Origin of the sequence: Pseudomonas sp. YH-1 (genome assembly GCF_051990045.1) — a bacterium.
GTDB lineage: Bacteria > Pseudomonadota > Gammaproteobacteria > Pseudomonadales > Pseudomonadaceae > Pseudomonas > Pseudomonas nicosulfuronedens.
In genome coordinates this window covers 3,498,362-3,522,894 of sequence record NZ_CP178184.1, presented here as the reverse complement: position 1 = coordinate 3,522,894, position 24,533 = coordinate 3,498,362, and the positions used below count along the sequence as shown (strand labels likewise).

19 protein-coding genes are annotated in these 24,533 nt (G+C 64.4%); 7 read left to right on the top strand and 12 right to left on the bottom strand.

From position 1 onward, the window contains the following. Nucleotides 1–32: 32 nt before the first annotated feature. Entirely contained in the window at nucleotides 33–386 is a 354-nt protein-coding gene (locus tag ACKI1H_RS16410; RefSeq protein WP_440465611.1) for a VOC family protein, read from the top strand. A 78-nt stretch (nucleotides 387–464) separates the two neighbouring features. Here ACKI1H_RS16410 and ACKI1H_RS16405 read toward each other — a convergent pair whose 3' ends face one another. Together ACKI1H_RS16405 and ACKI1H_RS16400 are read right to left on the bottom strand one after the other, a co-directional pair. Next, on the bottom strand, nucleotides 465–1,286 hold the full coding sequence (locus ACKI1H_RS16405) for an alpha/beta fold hydrolase (protein WP_138525747.1): 822 nt from the start codon (nucleotides 1,284–1,286) through the stop codon (nucleotides 465–467). A gap of 139 nt (nucleotides 1,287–1,425) precedes the next feature. Beyond that, nucleotides 1,426–2,325 carry a LysR substrate-binding domain-containing protein gene (locus tag ACKI1H_RS16400; protein ID WP_440465610.1) on the bottom strand — a complete coding sequence of 300 codons (900 nt, stop codon included), beginning with the start codon at nucleotides 2,323–2,325 and terminating at the stop codon, nucleotides 1,426–1,428. Between the two features lie 116 nt (nucleotides 2,326–2,441). Between ACKI1H_RS16400 and ACKI1H_RS16395 the strand changes: the two genes are divergently transcribed. Together ACKI1H_RS16395 and ACKI1H_RS16390 are read left to right on the top strand one after the other, a co-directional pair. Beyond that, nucleotides 2,442–3,434 (top strand): aldo/keto reductase, encoded by a 993-nt coding sequence (locus ACKI1H_RS16395; protein WP_440465609.1) that lies wholly within the window; start codon nucleotides 2,442–2,444, stop codon nucleotides 3,432–3,434. Nucleotides 3,435–3,501: 67 nt separating this feature from the next. Continuing rightward, nucleotides 3,502–3,969, top strand: a complete 468-nt coding sequence (locus ACKI1H_RS16390; protein ID WP_440465608.1) for a thermonuclease family protein — start codon at nucleotides 3,502–3,504, stop codon at nucleotides 3,967–3,969. A 2-nt stretch (nucleotides 3,970–3,971) separates the two neighbouring features. Here the strand turns inward: ACKI1H_RS16390 and ACKI1H_RS16385 are convergent, their stop codons facing one another. The 5 genes from ACKI1H_RS16385 to ACKI1H_RS16365 all read right to left on the bottom strand — a co-directional run bounded on the left by ACKI1H_RS16385 (nucleotide 3,972) and on the right by ACKI1H_RS16365 (nucleotide 13,862). Further along, nucleotides 3,972–4,778: a substrate-binding periplasmic protein gene (locus tag ACKI1H_RS16385; RefSeq protein ID WP_138525751.1), complete on the bottom strand. Its 807-nt coding sequence runs from the start codon at nucleotides 4,776–4,778 to the stop codon at nucleotides 3,972–3,974. Nucleotides 4,779–4,873: 95 nt separating this feature from the next. Next, on the bottom strand, nucleotides 4,874–7,591 hold the full coding sequence (gene mgtA / locus ACKI1H_RS16380; protein WP_440465607.1) for a magnesium-translocating P-type ATPase: 2,718 nt from the start codon (nucleotides 7,589–7,591) through the stop codon (nucleotides 4,874–4,876). 135 nt (nucleotides 7,592–7,726) lie between these two features. After that, nucleotides 7,727–11,392: a translocation/assembly module TamB domain-containing protein gene (locus ACKI1H_RS16375; RefSeq protein ID WP_440468875.1), complete on the bottom strand. Its 3,666-nt coding sequence runs from the start codon at nucleotides 11,390–11,392 to the stop codon at nucleotides 7,727–7,729. 14 nt (nucleotides 11,393–11,406) lie between these two features. Then, complete coding sequence (locus ACKI1H_RS16370) at nucleotides 11,407–13,134, bottom strand: autotransporter assembly complex protein TamA (protein ID WP_425049021.1); 1,728 nt, start codon at nucleotides 13,132–13,134, stop codon at nucleotides 11,407–11,409. Between the two features lie 80 nt (nucleotides 13,135–13,214). Next, the gene (locus ACKI1H_RS16365) at nucleotides 13,215–13,862 is read right to left on the bottom strand and encodes a GNAT family N-acetyltransferase (protein ID WP_440465606.1); all 648 of its coding nucleotides are present in this window, start codon (nucleotides 13,860–13,862) and stop codon (nucleotides 13,215–13,217) included. Nucleotides 13,863–13,991: 129 nt separating this feature from the next. On the opposite strand from ACKI1H_RS16365, the gene xthA reads away from it, so the two are divergent. Continuing rightward, a complete protein-coding gene (gene xthA / locus ACKI1H_RS16360) occupies nucleotides 13,992–14,804 on the top strand; it encodes an exodeoxyribonuclease III (protein WP_045208108.1) in 813 nt (270 codons plus the stop codon). A gap of 57 nt (nucleotides 14,805–14,861) precedes the next feature. On the opposite strand, the gene ACKI1H_RS16355 is transcribed toward xthA, so the two are convergent. The 4 genes from ACKI1H_RS16355 to ACKI1H_RS16340 all read right to left on the bottom strand — a co-directional run bounded on the left by ACKI1H_RS16355 (nucleotide 14,862) and on the right by ACKI1H_RS16340 (nucleotide 20,099). Then, entirely contained in the window at nucleotides 14,862–16,100 is a 1,239-nt protein-coding gene (locus ACKI1H_RS16355; protein ID WP_440465605.1) for a hypothetical protein, read from the bottom strand. Nucleotides 16,101–16,408: 308 nt separating this feature from the next. Then, nucleotides 16,409–17,032, bottom strand: coding sequence for a response regulator (locus tag ACKI1H_RS16350; protein ID WP_440465604.1), 624 nt, complete (start codon nucleotides 17,030–17,032; stop codon nucleotides 16,409–16,411). Nucleotides 17,033–17,266: 234 nt separating this feature from the next. Beyond that, a complete protein-coding gene (locus ACKI1H_RS16345; RefSeq protein ID WP_440465603.1) occupies nucleotides 17,267–19,417 on the bottom strand; it encodes a hypothetical protein in 2,151 nt (716 codons plus the stop codon). 442 nt (nucleotides 19,418–19,859) lie between these two features. Continuing rightward, nucleotides 19,860–20,099, bottom strand: a complete 240-nt coding sequence (locus tag ACKI1H_RS16340) for a hypothetical protein (RefSeq protein WP_440465602.1) — start codon at nucleotides 20,097–20,099, stop codon at nucleotides 19,860–19,862. Between the two features lie 197 nt (nucleotides 20,100–20,296). Here ACKI1H_RS16340 and ACKI1H_RS16335 point away from each other — a divergent pair, with 197 nt between their 5' ends. The 3 genes from ACKI1H_RS16335 (at nucleotide 20,297) to ACKI1H_RS16325 (ending at nucleotide 23,090) form a co-directional block, all read left to right on the top strand. Then, complete coding sequence (locus ACKI1H_RS16335; RefSeq protein ID WP_440465601.1) at nucleotides 20,297–21,679, top strand: substrate-binding domain-containing protein; 1,383 nt, start codon at nucleotides 20,297–20,299, stop codon at nucleotides 21,677–21,679. Nucleotides 21,680–21,880: 201 nt separating this feature from the next. After that, nucleotides 21,881–22,924 (top strand): TerC family protein, encoded by a 1,044-nt coding sequence (locus tag ACKI1H_RS16330; protein WP_440465600.1) that lies wholly within the window; start codon nucleotides 21,881–21,883, stop codon nucleotides 22,922–22,924. Then, the gene (locus tag ACKI1H_RS16325; protein WP_138525769.1) at nucleotides 22,890–23,090 is read left to right on the top strand and encodes a hypothetical protein; all 201 of its coding nucleotides are present in this window, start codon (nucleotides 22,890–22,892) and stop codon (nucleotides 23,088–23,090) included. The genes ACKI1H_RS16330 and ACKI1H_RS16325 overlap by 35 nt, the downstream gene beginning before the upstream one ends. A gap of 136 nt (nucleotides 23,091–23,226) precedes the next feature. On the opposite strand, the gene ACKI1H_RS16320 is transcribed toward ACKI1H_RS16325, so the two are convergent. Next, a complete protein-coding gene (locus ACKI1H_RS16320; RefSeq protein WP_138525770.1) occupies nucleotides 23,227–24,456 on the bottom strand; it encodes an acyl-CoA dehydrogenase in 1,230 nt (409 codons plus the stop codon). Nucleotides 24,457–24,533: the final 77 nt, after the last annotated feature.

The following is a 24,533-nucleotide window of genomic DNA, read 5'->3' as shown; positions in this document are numbered from 1 at the left end:
TGCTGGCGGCGTCCCCTTTTCGGAGCGCCGCCATGACCGTCCGCCGCATCGTCGCCAACCTCGCCACCGGCAAGCCTGCCGAGGTCGCGCGTTTCTACCGCGAGCTGTTCGACCTGGACGTGGTGATGGACCACGGCTGGCTGATCACCCTCGCCAGCGGCGACAGCGCGCCGGCGCAATTGAGCCTGGCCAGTGAAGGCGGCTCGGGAGCGCCGGTACCGGACCTGTCCATCGAGGTAGACAACCTCGATGAGGTACACGAGCGCGCCCTCGCAGCTGGCCACGAGATCACCTACGCACTGACCTTGGAGCCGTGGGGCGTGCGGCGCTTCTTCCTGCGTGATCCGTTGGGGACGCTGGTGAACGTGCTGCAGCACGTCCATTGAAGAAGGTTCGCGAGCAAGCTCGCTCCTGCAGGAGGAGCACCCAGGCACCTGCAGGAGCGAACCTGTTCGCGAATGACCTCAGCGATTGAGGAAAGCCAGCAGGTCCTCGTTCACCTGGTCGGCCAGGGTGGTGCACATGCCATGGGCGCCCCCCTTGTAAACCTTCAGCGCTCCGCGCTGGACAAGCTCCACCGAACGCTGGCCAGCGGCGCCGATGGGCACGATCTGGTCGTCGTCGCCATGGAGGATCAGCGCCGGCACGTCGATCTTCTTCAAGTCCTCGGTGTAGTCCACCTCGGAGAACTCATGGATGCACAGGTATTGGCCCAGGTGCCCGCCGGTCATGCCCTGCAGCCAGAAGTTGTCGATCACCCCCTGGGACTGCTTCGCGCCCGGCCGGTTGTAGCCGTAGAACGGCACTGCCAGGTCCTTGAAGAACTGCGAACGGTCTTCCTTCACGCCCTTGCGGATGCCGTCGAACACATCGATCGGCAATCCACCGGGGTTGGCCGCAGTCTTGAGCATCAGCGGCGGCACCGCACCGATCAACACCGCGCCGGAAAGGCGCTTGGTGCCATGGCGGCCAATGTAGCGCGTCACCTCGCCACCACCGGTCGAGTGGCCGACCAGGGTCGCGCCCTTGAGGTCCAGCGCCTCGATCACCGCCGCCAGGTCGTCGGCGTAGGTGTCCATGTCATTGCCGTTGGCCGGCTGGCCCGAGCGGCCATGGCCGCGCCGGTCATGGGCGATGACCCGGTAGCCCTTCTGCACCAGGAAGAGCATCTGCGCATCCCAGGCGTCGGCGTTGAGCGGCCAGCCATGGGAGAACACCACCGGCTGCCCGCTGCCCCAATCCTTGTAGAAGATCTCAGTACCATCTTTCGCTTTGACGAAGCTCATTTAGGTCGTTTCCTTCAGGGAGTGGTTGAAAAGAAACGCCGCAACTTCAGCGATAGCGGAGCGCTCTACGGCGGCCTTGAGCATAGCCAGCGCGGTGACGCCGGCACCCGCTCCCGGCAGCTTTCCGACGAGCGACGGCTCAGCCGATACCCGCCGCGAACAACCCGCCGAGCCAGTCGGAGAACACCCGCAGGCGCCGCGACATCTGCCGGCGCACCGGATGCAGCACGCTGACCGGCAGCGGCGGCGGCTGCCAGGCGCGCAGAACCTCCACCAGCTCACCGCTGGCCAGGCCCTCGCGCAGGTGGTAGCGCGGCGCCTGGATCAGGCCGAAGCCGGCACGGCAGGCAGCGATGTAGGCGTCGGCGTTGTTCACCGCGATGCGGCTGGGTAGCCGCTGGGTCCGCAACTGGCCGTCGAAGCGGAACTCCAGGTCGAAGATGCGCCCGCTGGAGGCCGACTGGTAATTGACCGCCAGATGTCCTTCGAGCCGATCCGGATGTTCGGGCAGGCCGAACTCCTGCGCGTAGGCGCGACTCACGCAGGTCAACTGCTCCAGCTCGGCGATGCGTCGACCGACCAGGCTGGAATCCGGCAGTTCACCGGCGCGCAGCACGCAGTCCACGCCCTCGCGCACCAGGTCCACCTGGCGGTCATTCAGGCTCAGTTCCAGCTCGATCTGCGGGTAGCGCCGGCAGAACTCCGGCAGCGCCGGGATCACCACCAGCCGCCCCAGCGAGCTGGGCAGGTCGATGCGCAGCTTGCCGCGCGGGTTGTCAGGCGAGTCGGAGAAGCAGTTCTCCGCCTCCTCCAGGTCCTCCAGCAGGCGCACGCAGCGCTCGTAGTAAGCCTGGCCATCGGCGGTGACACTGACCTGCCGCGTAGTGCGGCGCAGCAGTTGCACCCCCAGGTGCGTCTCCAGTTGCTGGATCAGCTGGGTCACGCTGGCGCGCGGCATCTGCAAGCTATCCGCCGCCTTGCCGAAGGCCTTGAGTTCGACGATGCGGGTGTAGACCTGCATGGCCTGCAAGCGGTCCATGGCGCGCTCCGATTATTCATCCAGGCCGAATAGTTAAACCGCAATCTGCCAGTTTATCCATGCCTGACAAACAACAAGAATGGTCCTGCCCCTTTCCTCACCCCGGAGAATCCCGCATGAAGACCCGTCGCCTGGGCTCGCAAGGCCCCGTCGTCTCCGCCATCGGCCTCGGCTGCATGGGCATGTCCGACTTCTACACCACCGGCAGCGATGAGGCCGAATCCATCGCCACCCTGCACCGCGCGCTGGAGCTGGGCGTCACCCTGCTCGACACTGCCGACATCTATGGCCCGCACACCAACGAGGAACTGCTCGGCCGCGCCCTCAAGGGCAAGCGCGAACAGGTCTTCCTCGCCACCAAGTTCGGCATCGTGCGCACCCCGGATCAGCCGCAGGTGCGCGGCGCCAACGGCAGCCCCGAGTACATCCGCCAGGCTGTGGAAGGCAGCCTGAAGCGCCTGGGTACCGACCACATCGACCTCTACTACCAGCACCGCGTCGATCCCAAGGTGCCCATCGAGGAAACCGTCGGCGCCATGGCCGAGCTGGTGAAGGCCGGCAAGGTGCGCTATCTCGGCCTGAGCGAAGCCTCGACCGAAACCCTGGAGCGCGCGCACAAGGTGCACCCGATCACCGCACTGCAGAGCGAGTACTCGCTGTGGACCCGCGATCCGGAAGAGAACGGTGTGCTGGCCGCGTGCGAACGCCTGGGTGTCGGCTTCGTGCCCTACAGTCCGCTGGGTCGTGGCTTCCTCACCGGCGCGCTGAAGAGCCCGGATGATTTCGCCGAGGATGATTACCGCCGCTCCAGTCCGCGCTTCACCGGGGAAAACTTTGCGAAGAACCTGCGTCTGGTGGACAAGGTCGCCGAGCTGGCCGCCGCCCGCGGAGTGAAGCCCTCGCAACTGGCACTGGCCTGGGTGCTGGCCCAGGGCGAGCACCTGGTGCCGATCCCCGGCACCAAGCAACGCAAGTACCTGGAAGAGAACGTCGCCGCCGTGGACCTGGCGCTGACCCAGGCAGAACGACTCGAACTGGACGCGATCTTCCCGGCCGGGGCAGCCGCTGGCGGGCGTTACAGCGAACAGGTGATGGCGCTGATCCAGTAAAAGCTCTGCATCGGGGCTCCGGTGGACGCTCGCAGCGGTTATGCTGACGAGGTCTACCGGAGGCTCCATGCGATTCGTTCCCGCCGCACTGCTCTTGCTTTCCTTCCTTCCCCTCGCCGCCCACGCGGATGAGGAATGCCAGGTGACAGCCGTGTTCAGCGGCGACCAGCTGACCTGCCAGCGCGCGGACGGCGGCGATACCACCATCCACCTGCGCGGCATCACCGCCCCGGAACTGGAACAGCCCTTCGGCCAGCGCTCCCGCGCGGCCCTGGTGCAACTCGCCCTGGGCAAGAGCGCCACCCTCAAGCACGCCGAGCAGCTTCCCGACGGCAGCCTGCGCGCGGCGGTCTGGGTCACCCCGGCGGAATGCCCGAACTGCGGTCACACACTGGATATCGGTCGCGCACAACTGAGCATCGGCCTCGCGCGCTGGCGGCAGAGCGACGCGCAGACGCCTGAGGAAGTCGGCCAGTACCAGTTCGAGGAACACGAGGCCAAGGCACGCCGCACCAACCTCTGGCGCAAGCCCTGAGCTCAATTGCTGACGTAGTGCTGCAGGATGCGGCGGTCCTCGCCATCCTCGACCAGCTGTTTCAGCGTCTGCGCGTAGCGACGGACGAAGTCCTCGTCCTGGGTGCGCTTGCTGAAGGCGACTTCCGCCGACTCCGCTGAAACCACCACGCCGGTAGGTTCGATGCGCTTGGCCAGACCCAGCTGCTGCAGCTCGTACTGGCCGCTGTGTTCGTCGGCGATGATGCCGTCGATACGGCCCTTGTCGATCATGTGCCAGAGGTTGCTGCGGCTGGGGTTGAAGAACACCCGTGCCGCGTAGTCCGGGTCGGCCATCAGCTGGCGGTAAGGTTCGCCATAGGAGACGTCGATCTGCGCGCCGAGGCGGAAGTCACTGCCGGGCAAGTCGGAAAGCTGCTGCAGGCTGTCGCGCTGGGCCAGGCTGCGACGGACGAAGAGGATATTGCGCGAGGGCGGCAACACGGTGCCGGAGAACCAGGCGTAGGCTTCGCGCTCGGGCTTGCGGAAGGCACCGGGCAGCACGTCGAGGCGACCGAGCTCGAGCTCCTTGAGCGCCCGCGCCCAGGGCAGCTTGACCATCCGCACCTCGCAACCCAGGCGCTCCAGCACTTCACGGTTCAAATCGACGTACAGGCCACCGACGCTACCGTCGGGCAGCTGCATGCTGAAGGGTGGGTCGTCATCCCAGCGCAGGGTCTTTTCGCAGGCGGCCAGCGGCACACTGGCCAGCGCCAGGCCCAACAGGACCAGGCGCTTCAGGCGCGCATGCGCAATGAATGGCAGGCGAAAGGCTTGCAACGGCAAGATCACGACTCACGGCTGGAGAAGGCGGATGCCCGGAGTGTATTGAACCCGGTGCCCGCCTTGCCAGCACTGATCTGTTTCGCACGTTGGTCCCGCCTCGCTCACTGCCAGCCGTAGCGCCGGGCGAACCATCCCTTCACGGCCTGGGTCAGCGCCATGTAACCCAGCAGGATTGCCACCAGCCACGGCCAGTAGCCCAGCGGCAGCGCCTGCATGCGGAAGGAATGCGCCAGCGGCCCCATGGGCAGGAAGATCGCCACCGCGACGATCACCAGGGTCATGCCCAGCAGCGGCCAGGCAGCACGGCTCTGCAGGAACGGAATGCGTCGGGTGCGGATCATGTGCACCACCAGCAGTTGCGAGATCAGTCCCTCGACGAACCAGCCGGACTGGAACAACGTCTGGTGCGTCGGCGAATTCGCACCGAACACGTGCCAGAGCACGAGGAAGGTGGCGATGTCGAAGATCGAGCTGATCGGTCCGAAGAACACCATGAAGCGCCCCAGCCCGTCCGGGTTCCACTGCTGTGGCTTGCGCAGCAGTTCGTCGTCGACATGGTCGAAGGGAATGGCGATCTGCGACAGGTCGTAGAGCAGGTTCTGCACCAGCAGTTGCAGCGGCAGCATCGGCAGGAAGGGAATGAAGGCGCTGGCCACCAGCACGCTGAACACGTTGCCGAAGTTGGAGCTGGCCGTCATGCGGATGTACTTGAGCATATTGGCGAAGGTGCGGCGCCCTTCGATCACGCCCTCTTCCAGAACCATCAGGCTCTTTTCCAGGAGGATCAGGTCGGCGGCTTCCTTGGCGATGTCCACCGCCGAATCCACCGAGATGCCGATGTCCGCCGTGCGCAGCGCCGGGGCATCGTTGATGCCGTCGCCGAGGAAGCCGACCACGTGGCCGCGCTCGCGCAGCACACGCACCAGGCGCTCCTTGTGGCTGGGAGTCAGCTTGGCGAACAGCGTGGTGCACTCGGCCAATTCGCCCAGCGCCGCATCATCCAGTTCGTCCAGCTGCGGTCCAAGGAGCACGCCCTCGACCACCAGCCCCACATCGCGACAGACCTTCAGGCTCACCCGGTCGTTGTCCCCGGTCAGTACCTTCACAGCCACGCCGTTCTTCGCCAGTGCTCGCAGCGCCGGGGCGGTGGTTTCCTTGGGCGGATCGAGGAAGGCGATGTAGCCGGCCAGGCACAAGTCGCTCTCGTCCGCCACGCCATAGGTGTCACGGGTTGGCGGCAGCTCGCGGGTGGCCACGGCTACCACCCGCAGGCCTTCCTGGTTGAGCTCGTCGGCGACCGCGCGGATGTTCTCCAGGCGCGCCCCGGTGAGGGGCTCGATGCCATCGGCGGTTTCCACCGTAGCGCAGACCGACAGCACTTCCTCCAGCGCACCCTTGCAGATCAGCAGGTGGTTGTCCTCGCGCTCGCTGACTACCACCGACATGCGGCGGCGGGCGAAATCGAAGGGAATCTCGTCGAGCTTGCGGAAGCGGCTGTCCACCTTCAGCGCATGACGCAGCTCGACGTGCTCGAGCACGGCGACGTCCAGCAGGTTCTTCAGCCCGGTCTGGTAATGGCTGTTGAGGAAGGCCAGTTGCAGCACGCGGTCCTGCACCTGGCCGAAGGCGTCGGTGTGACGCTCGAGGACGATGCGGTCCTGGGTCAGGGTGCCGGTCTTGTCGGTGCAGAGGATGTCCATGGCGCCGAAGTTCTGGATGGCGTCCAGGCGTTTGACGATCACCTTGCGCCGGCTGAGCACCACCGCGCCCTTGGCCAGGGTCGAGGTGACGATCATCGGGAGCATTTCCGGGGTCAGACCGACTGCGATGGACAACGCGAACAGCGCCGCCTCCAGCCAGTCGCCCTTGGTGAAACCGTTGATCAGCAGGACCACCGGCGCCATCACCAGCATGAAGCGGATCAGCAGCCAGCTGACGCGGTTGACGCCGGTCTGGAAGGCCGTCGGCGTCGGGTCGCTGGCAATGACCTTCTCGGCCAGGGAGCCGAAGTAGGTGCGCGTACCGGTACCGATCACCACCGCCAGGGCGGAGCCACTGACCACCGTGGTGCCCATGAAGCACAGGCTGTCACGCTCCAGCGGGTTACCCTGGCGGGCGTCGCGCAGCTGGGCGAATTTCTCCACCGGCAGGGATTCGCCGGTCAGTGCAGCCTGGCCGACGAACAGGTCCTTGGCGCTGAGCAGGCGTACGTCCGCCGGCACCATGTCGCCAGCCGAAAGCCACAGCACATCGCCGGGCACCAGCTCACGGATCGGCACTTCCAGCCGCAGCGCGGGGCCATCGCCTTCGGCACTGCGGAACACCGTGGCGGTGTTGCTGACCATCGCCTTGAGCTTCTCGGCGGCACGGTTGGAGCGCTTCTCCTGGATGAAGCGCAGCAGCGTGGAGATACCCACCATGCTGCCGATCACCACGGCGGCCTCGACGTCCTCGGTGAACCAGGAAATGGTCGCCAGCACGGTGAGCAGCAGGTTGAAAGGATTGCAGTAGCAGTACCACAGGTGCATCCAGGCGCCGATGGGGCGGTCCTGGTCCACTTCGTTGAGCCCGTCGCGCTGGCGGCGCTCGCTCGCCTGGGTCTCGTTGAGGCCTTCGCGCCGGCTTTCCAGGCGCTCCAGCACCGTAGCCGATTCCAGCGCGGACCACTCCAGCAGGGCCGCAGTCAGCGAATTGGGCGCCTGCCTCCCGGCGGCGGAACCGCGCAGCAGGTCGCGCGCGGCCAGCCGGCGCAGTTGCCGGGCCGGGAAGCCCTTGTTGATGAATTCGAGCAGGTGGGTCCTGATCAGGTCCAGGCGCATGATGACTCTCCCCTTGTGCGCCACATCGTCCGGCGGCGGGGGCAGTCTGTGCTGGCTACCTTAAGGGGCCATGAAGGCTGGCAGAGTGCCAAGGCGCAGCGAATCGGCAGCGTGAAGCACCGCTGCCGACCGCACTCAGAAATCGCGCTTGTAGAAGATGTCCAGCGAGCTGGCCAGTCCGCTGGCGGCCTCCAGGTAGACCTTCTTGCTCAGCAGGTAGCGCAGCGCGATGGTGTTGGCCGGTTCGAACACACCCACCCCATAGCGCAGGCTCAGTCGGTCGGAGAGTTGGCCACTGGCAACCACGCTGGTGCTGTTGCCGGTGCCTTCGGTGTCCAGCTGGAAGTCCTGGATGCCCAGCCTTTGCGCCACTTCCCCGGTCAGCGGCGCGCTGCCGGCCAGGCCAAGCGCCAGGGCAGCTTCGCCGAGCATGTTGTTGTCCTCGCCGCTGGACATCGGGCGGCCCAGCACCAGGTAGGACAGCGCCTGCTGCTGACTCATGGCAGGCTCGGAGAACACCTCGCTGCGCGGCTGCTCGGCATTGCCGGTCAGGCGCAGGCCGGCCACCACATCGTCGACCTTGCGGATAGCCTCGACATCGAGGAACGGCTGGTCGATTGGCCCGGCGAACAGCAGGCGCGCACGGCGGATGGTCAGCTTCTGGCCATAGGCGCGGTAGCGGCCGTTATTCAGGCGCAGCTCGCCACGGGTGTCCATGTTGTCGCCGATGTGTACCTGCCCGGCCAGCTCGGCGTTCAGGCCGAAGCCACTGAAGGTCAGCTTGTCGCTGCCGACCCTGACGTCGATATCCATGTTCAGCGCGAGGGCGCTTTTCGGCTCCTGCTTCTCGCCGACGATCACGGTGTCATCGGAGACCTTGACCGTGGAAGGCGGCAACTGGCGGATAGTGATAGCGCCGCGCGGCACCTGCACCGAGCCGGAAACCGCGAGTCTTTCGCCCGCCATCTGCACGGTGAGATCCGGCTCGACTTCCAGGTTGGCGTAGGGCTCGACGGTCACCGGCAGGCGGCTGCCGCGCAGCTTCACGTCGACTTCCAGGCCACTGACCCAGGCGATGCGTCCGGACAGGCTGCCGTTGCCGGTCTTTCCTGCCTTCCAGTCGCCACTCAGATCGACCTGCTCACCGGCAATCCGCGCGGTCACCTGCAACTGCTCGAAACGGGTCGGCAGGTCGCCGCCGGAGATTTCGCCGTCGTTCAGGCGCAGCTCGCCATCCACCCGTGGCGCCAGCAGGCCACCGGAAATCTGCCCACTGCCATTGAGGTGGCCCTTCAGGGTTTCCACCATGGGCGCAAAGGGCCGCGCCACGGAAATATCCAGGCCATTGAGGCTGAAGGTGCCGCTAACCGGCTTGGCCTTGGGCCGCGGATCGAGCTGGACCTGGGCCTGCAGACTACCGAGTTTGTCGCCGAGGAACTGCAGGCTGGTGTCGATGCGCCGGGGCGTCAGGCGGCTCTCCAGTTGCAGGCGCTGGTAGGGGAAGTCGACCCACTCCTCCTGCTCCTTGATGCGCAGGGTGCCGTTATTGGCATTGATCAGGATGGAGCCGTTGGGGCCGCTGGCGGGCAGGTCGAGCTGCACATCGCCGTCGAGCTTGCCCTTCCAGGCGAAGTCGTCGGGCAGCCAGCGTGCCAGGCTGTCCAGCGGGAACTCGCGCAGGTGCATGCGCAGGCGCGGGTCGGGCATCAGCCGCTGGTCTTCCATGCACAGGCTGGCAGGGCCGGAAGCCCAGCAATGGGCGCCGAGGTTGATGCGCCCGTCCGCCAGGCGCTCCAGGCGCGCCGGCTGCTGCAGGCGCCAGTCCTGGCCGCCGCTCTGTATATCGCCTTTTGCGAGACGCCCGCGCCAATCCTTGCCGTTCCAGTTGCCATCCAGACCGAGGTCGAGCACCACCGGCTTGCCTTGCAGGTTCAAGGCGATCTGCTGGCGCTTGAGGTCGCCGCTGCCGTCCAGCTTGAGCACGCCGAAATCCGTATCGCCGCTACGCAACCCCTGGGCCGTCAGGTTCACCCGGCCGCGCTGGGCGGCATCGAGGGAGGCGCTCAGGTCCAGTGTGCGCAAGCCCTGGTCGGCGTAGGCGACGCGCTGGCCGTCGAGCTTCAGTTGCCCTTGCGGCGCCTGCAGCGTACCGGCCAGATCGAGGCGACCGCTGACCTGGCCGAACAGCTGCGGCCACAGCTGGCCGAGACGATTCAGCGCGATATCGAGTCGACCGGAGAGCCGCTGGTCCAGCGCGGCTTGCCCGCTGATGCGGTTGTCGCCCAACTGCAGCGCCAGGCCATCGACCTTCCACGCCTGCCCCGCCGCCGTGGCGTTCGCCTTGAAGGTGGCCGGCTGGCCACGCAGGCGGCCCTGCAAGTCGAGGTTGGCGTCGAGGTTCAGCGCTTCGCCCTTGAGCGAGCCCTTGCTGCGCAACGGCCCGCCGAGGCGGCCGGGCATCTCTTCGAGCCAGTACGCCGGGTCGAGATCGGACAGGTCGAGGGCGGCGTCCCAGGTCACCGCATCGGCGAATCCAACTTTCAGGTGCCCTTCGGCCTTGCCCTGCCCCGCCACCAGTTTCAGCGACGGCAGGAAGACTTCCGAGAGATTGCCCGACACTGGACTGGCCAGGGTGAAGTCGCCGGCTGGCCCCTTGAAGGCGCCGTCGAAGTTGCCCAGGTAGGCGCCGTCGCTGTAGCTCACTTCGGCCTTGAAGGTGTGCACGCTCACCGGCGGCTCGTCGATTGCCGGGTACAGACGACGCCAGGGGAAGTCGAGCCAGTCGAGCTGGGCGTTGGCGGCGAAGGTATCCTCCCAGTCCAGACGGCCGGTCAGCGCCACGCGCTGGTCCTGGGCGGCGCTCAGGTCGAGCGCGGCGATGTCCGCGCCCTCGGCATCGACACGGCCTCGCAGGGTGAGCACCACCGGGCTTTCCTCGGCGGGCAGCACGGCGGCGCCGGCAAGCTGATAGCCATCCTTGAGGTTACCGCTGGCATTCAGGCGCAGCTGGTTCAGCGTCAGGGTATCGGGCAGCGAGGCATCTGCCTTGAAACCGTCGGCAGTCACCAGTGCAGTGGCCGGCAGGTTCTCGGCCAGCGGCTGCAGGTCGCCGTCCAGGTTGCCGTTCAGGTACCCACTGCTCTGCGCCTGCAATTTGAGATGCCCCATCAGCTCGCCCTTGGCCTGCAGTTGCAAGGTCCAGGGCTTCTCGCCCGGCGCGGGCAGTCCAAGGGTGCCCTCCGCCTCCAACGGCCAGCCCTGGGTCGGCTTCAGCAGGCCCTTGAGCGATAGGCTCAAACCATCGCGCGCGAGTTTCACCGAGTCGATGTGCAGGCCTTCATGGTCCCAATGTGCCGCCAACTCGGCGTCACGCAGCTGTTCCTGGCCATCGAGCAGGAAGCGGCCGATGCGGATATCACCCAGCTCCAGCGACAGCGGCAGGTTCAGGTCGGGCAGTTCGATAGGGCCGGATGACTCGTTCGGTTCGCTCGGCGGCAGGGTCAGCAGCACTTCGTTCGCCACGACCTTGTGCAGGCACAGGGTCATACGCAGCAGGCAGGCAGGTGACCAGTCGATCTGCGGCTGGTCCAGCACCAGGTGGGTGGCGCCGTCGGTCCATTCCAGGCGTTTGGCGCTGAAGCCGCCCGCGAGGCGGCCGTCGAATTCATCGACACTCAGGCCCGGCACCCAACTCAGCACCGCTCGGCTGCCAGCGGGCGTGCCGATCAATAGCCCGACCGCTATCACCAACAGGAGGATCAGCCCGAACAGGCCGACCAGACTCCAGCGCAGCGTGCGCATCCAGCCCGCGCGGCTCACAGCTCAGGCCCCATGGAGAAGTGCAGGCGGATGCCGCCGTCCTCGTCCAGGCCGTCGGCGAGGTCCAGGCGCAGCGGGCCGACCGGGGAAATCCAGCGGATGCCGATGCCGACGCCGGTCTTGATCGAGGGGAAGTCCAGCGAGTTGAATGAGTTGCCCTGGTCGACGAAGGCGGCAATGCGCCAGCGCTCGGCGATGGGGTACTGGTATTCGACGCTGCCGGCAACCATGTAGCGGCCACCGATGCGGTCGCCGTCGGAGTTCTTCGGCGACAGTGTCTGGTAGTCGTAGCCGCGCACGCTCTGGTCACCGCCGGCGAAGAAGCGCAGCGACGGCGGGATCGCACTGTAGTCGTTGGTGGCGATACCGCCCACCTGGATGCGTCCGAGCAACCGTTGCCCTCCCCAGAAACTGGTCACGCCCTTGGCCATGGCATTGATATGGGCAACATCGGCGTCCGCCAGCAGCCCTTCCTTGGCGCCCTTCACTTCGAACTGCAGGCGATAGCCCTTGCCAGGGTCGATCTTGTTATCGGCTTCGAGAATCGAGTAGCCGATGCCCGGCATCAGGAAGCTGCTCAGGCCCGAATCATCGCCAAGCTTGTACTCCTCGCGCTGCCAGTTCAGCGAGACGACCCGCTGCCAGCCGCTGTCGAGCTTGTGGTGCCACTCGCCGCCGAGGGTCAGCAGCTTGCTCTCGGTGTCCACCAGGTCTTCGTACTGATAGCCGCTGGTGAAGCGCAGCTTGTCGGTGAGCGGCGGATCGAGCGGAATCTCGTACCAGGCACCGACGTTCTGACGGGGCGCGGAAACCTCAGCCTCGAAGCCCAGGCTGTGGCCCTGCGGGTTGACCCAGTGGCGGGTCCAGGTGGCCCGCGCACGCGGCCCGACGTCGGTCGAGAAGCCCAGTCCAAGCCCCATGGTCCGAGGCTTGCGCGCTTCCAGATGGACGTGCACCGGCACCACCTCGCCATCGGCATTGGTCGGCGCGGCATCCACCCGCACGCCATCGAAGTAGCCGCTGGACTGCAGCGCCTGGTTGAGGTCGGCAATCTGCTCGGAGTCGTAGTCGGCCCCCTCCTTGAACGGCACCATGCGTTGCAGCAGGTCTTCGTCGAAGGGGAAATCGCCGGCGAAATCCACCTTGCCCAGGCGGTAACGCGGCCCGCTGGCGTACACCAGTTCGATGTCCGCCACGCCGGCTTCGGGGTCGATACGCAATTGCTGCTGGGTGAACTGGCCACGGAAAAAACCGAAGCGCGAGGCCTGGTTCTGGATCAACCGTTTGGCGTCTTCGTAAGCACCGTGGTTGAGCTGCGCGCCGGGCTTCAGTGCGTCCCCCCCGGGCACCCGGAAGCTCTTGAGCTTGGCTGCCGGGCCATCGACGCGCACGGTGACATTGCGCAGGTGAATGGGCTCGCCGGGCCGGACATTGATGCGCAGGGTGGGCACCTTGTCATCGGTCACCCGGCCACGGATGCGCGCCTGGTAGTAGCCCAAAGCCTGGGCGGCCTTTTGCGCCTGCTCCACGGCATTGCGCCGGAATCTTTGCAGGGCCGCCTGATCACGCTCGCCAAGACTGCCCACATAGGCCTCGATATTGGCCTTGAGCGCAGTGTTGGCGGGGGTGACACGAACGTCGAGATGGGCTTCGGCCGCCAGGGCCCTCTGCAAGCAGAAGGCCATTACCAGCAGCAGCCCAAGCAATCCTTGGACAACTCTCATGGCGCGAAATGCTAGCACGGGTTTTCCCCGCCATGCCTTCCCCTAGAGCGCAGGAAAGGTCTGAGGAAACATTTTCAGGCCTATCCCGCAGAGACTTTCGCCGCCTCTTGCCTATGGTTGGGGTGGAACAACACATGCTCGCGGATCGGCCCCAGCGCCACCTCTCCCAGCTCCTCGTAGCCGTGGCGCCGGTAGAACTCCAGATAGCGAGCATTGCCCGTATCCAGCACCAGCCCTTGCGAACCACCGTCCTCGGCGCACCAGGCATGCAGCGCGTCCAGCAATTGCTCTCCCAGGTGCTTGCCCTGAAACTCCGGATACACGCCGATCAGCGGCACGACGTGATACGGCCCCGGCGGCAGGCAGCCGATCACGGCGGCGTGGTAGTCCAGGTAGCGTCGGGTGCAACCCAGGCCGGTGGTAAGCAGCATGCGCATGCGCCAGAACCAGCTCTCGGTGACATCCAGGCGACGTTGCGGTGGAACCACCAGCGCCACGCCCACCAGGCGATCCTCGACCAGCAGGCCAATCGCCGGCAGTTCCTCGAGGAAGTGCTGGTTGACCAGTTCGCGGACGGTCGCCCGCACGCGCTGGTCGAATCCGGCGCGGTCGGACTCGAACAGGTAGGCGAAGGTCGGTTCGTGGCGGTAGGCGTGATAAAGCAGCGAGCGGACTTCACGGCTGTAGTTGCCGTCCAGCAGACGGACTTCGGCGAGGGTATCAGGCATGCGGACGCCTCTTCGTGTGAGTTCTTCTTATGGTTATGAGTCCAGCCACAAAACCCTAGCAGCGCCTCGCCGGGGTCGCCAGGGTCGGCCAACCTGGGCTAGCATCGTGCTTTTGCTAGGGCGCTCAGGATGAAAATCGTATCCTTCAATATCAACGGTTTGCGCGCACGTCCCCACCAGCTCCAGGCGATCATCGAGCGCCACCAGCCGGACGTGATCGGCCTGCAGGAAACCAAGGTCGCCGACGAGCAGTTCCCCCGTGAGGAGATCGAAGCCCTCGGCTACCACGTGCACTACCACGGCCAGAAAGGCCACTACGGCGTCGCCCTGCTCTCCCGCCAGGAGCCGCTGGAGCTGCAACGCGGCTTCCCCAACGATGGTGAGGATTCCCAGCGCCGCTTCATCTGGGGGACCTTCAAGGACGCCGACGGCCAGCCGATCACCGTGATGAACGGCTACTTCCCCCAAGGCGAAAGTCGCGACCATCCGGTGAAGTTCCCCGCCAAGCAGCGCTTCTACGCCGACCTGCAGGATCTGCTGGAAACCCGCTTCCAGCCCGACCAGCCGCTGGTGGTGATGGGCGACATCAACATCTCGCCGGAAGACTGCGACATCGGCATCGGCGAAGAGAACCGCAAGCGCTGGCTGAAGACCGGCAAGTGCAGCTTCCTGCCGGAGGAACGCGAATGGCTGGCGCGCCTGAAGGGCTGGGGCCTGGTGGACAGCTTCCGCCTGCAGAACCCGAGCGTGGACGACCGATTCAGCTGGTTCGACTACCGCAGCCGTGGTTTCGAGGACACTCCCAAGCGCGGCCTGCGCATCGATGTGATCCTCGCCTCCGAGGCCCTGCGCGGCCGCATCGCTGAAACCGGTGTGGACTACGACATCCGCGGGATGGAAAAACCCTCGGACCACGCGCCGATCTGGCTGCAGCTGAAGTAATCGCCCTGAACGAAGAAGCCCGGCCAATGCCGGGCTTCTTCATTTCTCGGTGACAGCTCAGGCTTCGTCCGCACCAGTTCCGACCGTTTTGCTGATAGCGCTGTAGGTCGTATTGAAGCGCACGGTCTCGTTGAAACCCTTGACGATGGCACCGAAGCGCTCCTTGGCATCGAGCAATTGCTTGAAGCGATCGGCCAGTTCCGAGCTCTGGCGCTGCAAGCCGGCCTCGCGGTCGTCGAGCTCCTGCCCCCGCGCACGCAACTGGGTCTGCTGGCGGTCGATGCTCTGCTGTTCCTGGCTCAGGACCTCGGCGCGCTTGGTGGTAGCACGGTCGCGACTGTCGACAGTTTCCGCCAGGGCCTGCAAAGCGCTACTGCGTTCCGCAAGAACAGCGGCATTATGTTCGGCGACGCGTTCGATACCTTGCTTCTCTTCCTGCAGGCGTTGCTCCTGCTGGCTCAGGCGCTCTTCCCGCTCGACCAGTTGACGCTCACGCTCCAGCGTCGCCAGGCGACGCTCCTCAAGCGCCTCGCGCATCTTCACGATCTCCAGTTTCTGCTGCGACAGACCATGGGCCATGCCAGCCAAAGAGTCGAGGGTGGACTGCACGTCGTGCAGGACACCATCGGTTTCAAGAGCCGAAGACTGGTACGTGGACACTGCGGACTCCACGGATACCCGGGTGTTCGCGGCTTCGGTGTTGGCGGCTTGGGCTTGAGCATTCATGGTGGGGAGTTCCTCGTGGAAAAAGTAGGAGGTAGGCTGGCTGGCTGGCGAAGTCGGTGTCGCCAGAGCCTTATTACATTCATGATCCAGTGGCGACTCCGGCAGTCGCAGCGAATCGAGCAGCATGGCGGCCGCTTCGGCTTCGGAAACCGCGTGCTCCGCAGAGGAAACACCAGCCGCCGGCTCCAGCGGATCGACGGTCTCGGAGCAATCAGCCCCTACAGCCCCTAGCCCCGAGCAGGCCGAAGCCAATTCGGCGAGATCGCGCTCGAGGTTTGCAAAGGCCTCGACGGTTTGCGGGTCTGCGGACTGCCCGGCAGGCGAACTAGTACCACCAGGGATCGGGATATACCCCGCTGATAACGCGGGGCGCTTGATGCTCTCGGTGGACGAGAACTGGTGCGCCTTGAGGCAGGACAGCCCGTCGTCGGTGCCCGGAGAAAGAAGTACGGCTACCTGATCGGATGACTGGGAGGCAGTAATGGCTGACAAGCCTTCCTCCAAGTTTCCTTCGAACCGCTTCGCATCTGAAGTCATGAAACGTCCTACCTTGAGGGTGGTCAGCCGCATCTCCCCTGCGCGCCGTTCGACAACTCGAACGGGACCGCAGGCTCAATGGTGATGCCGCTTGGAATACAAGGCATCGAGGCCAACGGAAAGAATCGATGAGCTGCCCCGTTCTTCCTTGGTTGCAGAAGAGCAGGACAGGTTGCAGGAAGAATTCTTACAACTCGGCTCTAGGTTTAATGTCAGTAATTTCTTGCATGAACGAAGGAAAACTATGCAAGACCAGTCTGACTGGGACGCCTCATACCCGAGGCGCACCGTTCCATTCAAACCTGCGGCGGACCTATCAAAAAAGGACCGAATGATGCCCTTTAGAGCAGGCCAATCTCCTGGCTGATGCTGAACAGCTCATCCAGGCTCGTCGCCGAAAGCTTTCGCATCAACTGCCGCTTGTGCTGACCGATGCTCGCACCCGACGACGCAAGGACCTCTGCCAGCGAAGCGACCGAACGCCCCCGATGCAAGCCGTGCAGAACGGCAACCAAATGAGTAGGTAGCGCCAACGCCGACTCCAACCTGATGTCACCACTCATTGGCAGTCGATAGTGTTCGGGAAACACCTTGCCACCGGCCAGAACGGCATCGACGGCCCGACCGAGCAGCGTCGAACGGTCATCCATCAGCAAAAAGCCCGACACGCCAATACGAATCGCTCGCTGAATGTTCAGCGGCGAAGCAAGACTGGAACACACCAGCACTGGGGTGGTCGGTTTCAGCCTGCCATCGCGCCGGAGCATGGTAACCAGTTCCATGCCATGAATGTCCGGCAGCTCCAAGGTCACCACCAGGAGATCGCACTCACTGGCATCCAGGCCGATCAACGCCTGCCGCGCATACTTGAAGTGCACGTCGCACTGATGGCCGTGGTCCAGCAGGAACCGGCGAATCGTGACGAAATCACGCCGCGACGGCTCGATCAATACTATGCGGGCCATGTTACTCCTTGCAGCGAAGGCCCCGCGGGCCGGGTGCTACATGGCGTATTTAAAGAACCCACCGCAGCAGTCGTTCCCGCAGAAATGTCTTTGAAGGCCTGCCCTAGGGGGATACGCCACTGGCGCAACGGAACGGGCCGGACAACTCCATGTCTCGGCAGTTTCCATTGCACCAGCCCCCCCAGCAGCGGCAGTTCTCGACCAGCGCGCCCAACGACACGCCAGTCGTTTCGGTCATTCGCTAACCGTCTTGGAAATGGCAGACAGAGTGCTGTTGAACTGCACAGTCTCGTTGAAGCTCTTCACGATGGCGCTGAACTTATCCTTGGCGCTCTGCAGCTGCTTGAGCCGAACGCCCAGTTCCTCGTTCTTGCGCTTGAGGCCACTCTCGCGCTCATCCAGCTCGCTGGCGCGATGGCGCAGGCCGGCCGCCTGCTCATCGATGCGTTGCTGCTCCAGCTGGATCGACTCGGCACGTTTGATCGTGGTCTTGTCACGCAGGTCGACGGTTTGGGCCAACTCCTTGAGCGCTTCACTGCGCTCGGCAAGCAGGCGATTGTTCTCGGCGGCCATGCGATCGAGATTGGTCTTGGCTTCCTTGAGATGGTTCTCCAGTTGCTGCAGGCGTTCCTCCTTGTCGCTGGCTAGGCGCTCACGCTCCTGCAGTTGGTTGTTCCATTCCTCCAGCTCTTCCTGTAAACGTCCCGCCGCCTGCTTCTGCTGGGTCAGTCCCTGAGCCATGCCCGCCAGGGAATTCAAGGTGCTCTGCACATCGGACAGCACATCGTCGGGATCAGCTTCGAGCTGGGGCACACTCAAGGTCGCCGCCACTTCCTGCAGTTCCACCGAAGTGATAGGAGCAGTGCTCTGCGCATCAACCTCGATTGACTCATCGTGCATTTCGGTCATATCAGTTTCCTTCTGGATAAAGATCCCCTGAAGCGCCGCTGCTTCGGGGATGCTGTCGTCGGCCTGCTGGACGTTGGCAACATGGAGGGCGGAGGCGCCTTGCGCCGGACTCGCAGCCACAACCGGATCGACCTGCGCCATCGAAGGCTGTTCGTGCCCAGCATTGGTCGCCGCCAGCACGACCAGCGCGTCCTCGAGACTCGCAATCATTGGTTCGAGACCAAAATCGCCGGTGACAGCTGCGTCGTCGGGCTGGACCATTACCTGCCCGGCCGCCGGGGCCGGTTCGGCCTCGTGATCCGACTCGGTGGGTTGCATGGGCACGACGGCCGCAGGGCTCTCCATCTCCTGCTGTGCCGAGGCATCAGTGATTTCCGCCTTAGCTTGCCCGACAGTCTCTTCGGCAATAGGCGCGCGCACATTGATGGTTTCGGGTGCAACCACTTCCGGCTCGCCGGTTACCGCCACACCTCCCGTCGGGGACTGCTCGACCGCAGCCTCGACCCTGTCCTCGCTCATGCTCTCCATCTGCGCTCGATCAACGATCGGTGCAGAAGACTCCAGCTTCGCCGACACCTGCGCCCGAGCAGCCGGTTTCCTGGCAAGACGCACGCCGCTGACAACGATGACTGGCGTCGCCGCTTTCGGTACTTCCAATACGCTCTCGGGCTCAGGCTCAGGCTCAGGCTCAGGCTCAGGCTCAGGCTCAGGCTCAGGCTGAAGGCCGAACTCAATCTCTGCCACAACCTCAGGGGCTTCTGCTTCCGACACCTGGGTGGAGCCTATCTTCTGCGACTGCAATTGCTCGGATTGTTCATTAGTCTCTGCATTCAGCACACCAGCCTCCAGTAGGGCCGTGGCTTGTTGCGCAGCTTCCGCCACCACACCCGCTGAAAGTTCGAGCTCAGGTTCCATCTTGGTAATTGCCACTTGCGCTTCCATTTCCAGCATGTCGTTAAGGGTGACTTCCTGCGCAGGCAACTCGGCAACGGTCTCTGCAGATAGCTCCACCTGAGCAACGGTTTCGGGCGACGGGATTTCGCGTAGTTCGACGCTTTCCAGGGTTTGCTGTGCAGCAGGTACCGCAACGGACTCGAGCCGGTCAGTCGGGACAGGAGCATCAGCCACATCTGCGGTCGCCACAATCCGGCACCCATCCGCTGCAACCTGCTGCTCGATCGTCGGAATCGGTTCGGCAACCTGCCCTTGGGGAACCGAAGCGGCCTCGGGGCTTTCCTGCGCTTCGTGACCACCAACCGTCAGGAAGTCCTGATCCACGGATTCCGACGAGACACTGCCGGCCATTCCAAGCGCGTGCAGTTCGTCGATACCGGCAGTAGAGTCCATCGCAGACGGTTCATTGACGTCGGAGCTCCCTGCCTCCGGCGGTAGCTGCTCAGTGACGGCGTTGATCCTCGACTGCCGGGCGAAATTCGCGAAGTCGAGGATCATCTCGGTGGCCAGTTCGAATCCCACGTCCTCGATCCTGGCGGGTACATCCTCGTCTTCCTCCGGGTGTCTCAGGACACTTGCTACAGGCGGCCGAACGCTCAGCATTCCTGCCCTGGACAACAAATGCAGCCAGGAACGCAGCGGCTGCAGTGGCAAGCGAATCCCCTGGAAGGTCAATGCCCGAGGCGCCGGCAGACTCAGAGCACGGCGGCGCCACGGCCGCCCCCAAGCGGTGGCGGATGCGACATGCACGGTCAGCGAGGTCGGTTTGACGCGATGCTCAGGGCCAGTAGAGGCTGGCGCGCTATGGGATTGGGTCATGGTCACTTTCCGGGCGGGGACATTGAAACGACGCAAGTTTCGCTTGGCCGGAAAACGGGTGTTATCAGACTTTCCTGATGAGCCAGGAGATTTTTCCTATCACTTCGTCAGCGCCCTTTTGTCATCAGCACCGGCAAGGCCCGGCTCAGTCCTGGCGCCAATGCGACAAGGGCTTTCGGGCCCCAGTGTCGGAAAAGCGCTGAACGAGGCTCGCGAGATCCAGCAGCAGCACCAGGACGAAAATCGGGCTCACCAGCAGGAGCATCGGGGCTGCCGCCACGAGCGCTCTTTCCGGAGCGATGACCAGGGTGCCGGCCATCAGCATTACCAGAAGGATGAGTACCAGCTTCATCAGGACCGACGCAAAATCGAGGGTCTCGTCCATTTCGTTCTCCGGCACGGTCGATTCGAGTGACCTGTATAGCCACGGACCAAGGAGATCGAAATCGGAAACTTCCGGCAATCCAGCAGTCATGTCTGAAGGCAGCTGGAACTGCTCTGTCCTGCTGCGAAGCGTCATATCGATGCAATGATTCCGACTTAATCTGCCGCGCCAACGATGCCTCAAATGGAAGTTGACCCATGCAGTACAAGTCGAGCCCCAGCGATACCCAACCCTGGCCCGTCACCATCGCCTGGCTCACCATCGCGTTCATCTGCTACGCGTTTCCCTGGTCGGCCTTTGCCGCCCTGCCCTCGTCCCAGGACGGTGAGCCGGTGCTGCGCATCCAGGGTTCCAACACCATCGGCGCACACCTGCTACCGGAGTTGGTGAAGGGGCTGCTGGTCACCGAGGGCTACAGCGACGTCAGCGCCAAGCCGGGCAAGGCGGAGAACGAACAACGCATCATCGGCCGCAGCAAGGAAGGCAAGGAGGCCGTCATCGACCTCGCCGCGCATGGTTCCAGCACCGGCTTCGTTGCCCTGAAGGACAATACCGCCGAGCTGGCCGCCGCATCGCGGCCGATCAAGGACACCGAGGTCGCGGGCCTGTCGGCATCGGGCAACCTGCGCAGCGCCAAGGCCGAACAGGTGATCGGCATCGACGGCCTGGCGATCATCGTCAACGCAGCCAACCCGCTGGACGAACTGACCACCGATACGCTGGCGCAAATCTTCTCGGGCGAGGTGAAGACCTGGGAGGAAATCGGCGGGCGCGGCGGTGCCATCCGCCTGTACTCGCGCGACGATAACTCCGGAACTTTCGATACCTTCAAGGAGCTGGTGCTGGCCAGCCACGGCAAGGCGCTGGCCAGTGGCGTGCAGCGCTTCGAATCCAGCGACCAGCTGTCCACCGAAGTGAGCAAGGACCCGCAAGGCATCGGCTTCGTCGGCCTGTCATCGATCCAGAAGTCCAAGGCCCTGCGTATCGCCGATGGCGACTCCCAGGCCATGCCGCCGTCGACCACCCTGATTGCCACCGAGGACTACCCGCTGTCGCGCCGCCTGTTCCTCTACATGAAACCCGAGGAACCGAACCGCTGGGCCCGCGCCCTGCTGCAATTCGCCCAAGGCGACAAGGGCCAGGCCCTGGTGAGCGCCAGCGGCTTCGTTGGCCAGCGCGTACAGGCGGTGAAGATGGCTCCGCGCGCCAGCATGCCGGAGAACTACCAGGCCCTGGCACGTGAAGCCGAGCGCCTGTCGGTGAACTTCCGTTTCCGCGAGGGCAGCGCCACCCTGGACAACAAGGCCCAGCGCGACATCGACCGCCTGCTCGCCTACCTGCAGCAGAACGGCAAGATGGACAAGCAGGCGGTGCTGGTCGGTTTCGGCGACCCCAAGCAGGACCCGGCCCGCGCCGAGTTGCTCTCCAAGCTGCGCGCCATGGCCGTACGCCGCGAACTTGCGAAGGAAGGCGTGATGTTCCGCGAGATCAGCGGCATGGGCGACGCCCTGCCGGTAGCAGCCAACAGTGATAATGACGGGCGGGTGAAGAATCGCCGTGTCGAAGTCTGGGTCTACTGATCCTTCTGGTGATCAGCGTCTAGACTGTCTGAAGCAAGCTGATCGCCCGATCCGGAAATGATGTAGGAACTTGTTACGTTCCTTCGCTTGTCTCTGTCGGGCGCTCTGCTATTTTCCCGCCAGTGACGCCGGGCCCCTCTGACGGTTACCAACCGCCATGTCGGAGTCACTTTTCGACAACGACACTAAGGGAGGGGCCACATGACAGCTCTGCACGCCTTTTTGACCGAACCATTCCTCGGAACCGCCACCTGGTTCTGGCTGGCCTTCCTGGCCATCGTGATTCTTCTGCTCGTACTCGACCTGGGCGTCCTGCAACGCGATCACCATGAGATCGGCGTGCGCGAGAGCCTGATGCTTTCCGCCGGCTACTTCGCCTGCGGCCTGGCCTTCGGTGGCTGGGTCTGGTACGAGTTCGGCGCCACCAGCGCGGTGGAGTACTACACCGGTTTCCTCGTCGAGCAGTCGCTGTCCATGGACAACGTGTTCGTCATGGCGATGATCTTCGGCTTCTTCGGCATTCCCCGCCGCTACCAGCACCAGGTCCTGTTCTGGGGCATCCTCGGCGCCATCGTGATGCGCGCGCTGATGATCGGCCTGGGCGCAGCGCTGGTGAAGGAATTCGAATGGATCATGTACGTGTTCGGCGCCTTCCTGCTGTTCAGCGGCGTGAAGATGCTGCTGGCCAAGCATGAAGCCGAGCCGGACCTGGCCAACAACCCGGTGCTGAAGTTCCTGCGCAGGCACATCCGCATGACTGACACTCTTCACGAGCACCACTTCTTCGTGAGGAAGCCGGACGCCTCGGGCAAGCTGGTGCGCTACGCCACTCCGCTGTTCCTGGCGCTGATCCTGATCGAGCTGGCTGACCTGGTGTTCGCCGTGGACAGCGTGCCGGCGATCTTTGCCATCACCCAGGACCCGTTCATCGTCTACACCTCGAACATCTTCGCCATCCTCGGCCTGCGCGCCCTGTACTTCTCGCTGGCGGCGATGATCCACCGCTTCGTCTACCTGAAGTACGCCCTGGCGCTGGTGCTGGTGTTCATCGGCACGAAGATTTTCCTGCATGGATTCATCGGCAAGGTTCCCGCGGCCCTGTCCCTTGGCGTAACCTTCGGACTTTTGGCGGGTGGCATACTGCTATCCTTGCTCAAGACCCGCAGAACCAGCGAGGAGCCGCTGGAAATCGTCAGCCAGGAGAGCATCCATGCAAGCGCTGGAGGTGAGGATCGAAGCCGTTGAGTTTCGCGGCCGGGCCTATTGGCAGGTCCGTCTCGGTCGTCGCGCGCTGCGCTTCCCCCATGAGGCCGCCGCGCGCGCCTTTGCCGCCCAGTTGCACACGCGGCGGGAGTGGTTGATCGAGCAGCGGTCCATGACCGATGGGCCGGAGCCTTCTCCTACGCCATGAATGAACAAGGCCAGCGCAAGCTGGCTTTGTTCTTTGGAAACGACTGTTCGCGAGCAAGCTCGCTCCTACGAAAAAAGCCACTCCCCACCCAATAAAAAGGCCCGCATCAGCGGGCCTTTTTATTGGGGACTAGCGATCAGCGGCTGCTGCGCAGAGCGTCCTTGGGCACATATTTGCCAATCTCGTACTTGCCGATGGCTGCGCGGTGCACCTCGTCCGGGCCGTCGGCCAGGCGCAGGGTGCGCTGCATGGCGTACCAGTAGGCCAGCGGGAAATCGTTGGAGACACCGGCACCGCCGTGCATCTGGATGGCGCGGTCGATCACCTGCAGGGCAACGTTGGGCGCCACGACCTTGATCTGGGCAATCTCGCTCTGGGCGAACTTGTTGCCGGCCTTGTCCATCATGTATGCGGCATTGAGGGTCAGCAGGCGGGCCTGGTTGATCTCGATGCGCGAGTTGGCGATGTGGTCGATGTTGCCACCCAGGCGTGCCAGCGGCTTGCCGAAGGCGGTGCGGCTGACGGAACGCTTGCACATCAGTTCCAGCGCGCGTTCGGCCATACCGATGGAGCGCATGCAGTGGTGGATGCGGCCTGGGCCGAGGCGGCCCTGGGCAATCTCGAAGCCGCGGCCTTCACCCAGCAGCACGTTCTCGTAGGGCACGCGAACGTTCTCGAAGAGCACTTCGGCGTGGCCGTGCGGGGCGTCGTCGTAGCCGAATACCGGCAGCGGGCGAAGGATTTTCACGCCGGGGGCGTCGGTGGGCACCAGGATCATCGAGTGCTGCTGGTGGCGCGGCGCGTCCGGGTTGGTCAGGCCCATGAAGATCATGATCTTGCAGCGCGGGTCGCAGGCGCCGGAGGTCCACCACTTTCGGCCGTTGATGACCCATTCGTCACCATCGCGCACCGCGTTGGCTTCCATGTTGGTGGCATCGGACGAAGCCACGCCCGGCTCGGTCATGGCGAAGGCGGAACGGATCTCGCCGCGCAGCAGCGGCTCCAGCCAGGTGCGCTTGTGCTCTTCGGAGCCGTAGCGCACCAGCACTTCCATGTTGCCGGTGTCGGGCGCTGCGCAGTTGAACGGCTCGGAGCCGATCAGCGAGCGGCCCATGATCTCGGCCAGCGGCGCGTATTCCATGTTGGTCAGGCCGGCGCCCAGTTCCGACTCGGGCAGGAACAGGTTCCACAGGCCTTCGGCCTTGGCCTTGGCCTTGAGGTCTTCCATGATTTGCGTGGGCTGCCAGCGGTCACCCTGGGCCACTTGCTCCTCGAACACCTTCTCGGCGGGATAGACGTTGGCTTCCATGAACGCGGTAAGGCGCTCACGCAGGTCCTGAACCTTGGCGGAATAAGCGAAATCCATGGGGGCTAACCTTCTGGCGGCGGTTGTTTGTGTGGTGATGATGCTAGAACAGCCAAGGGCATTTACCCAGCCTATTA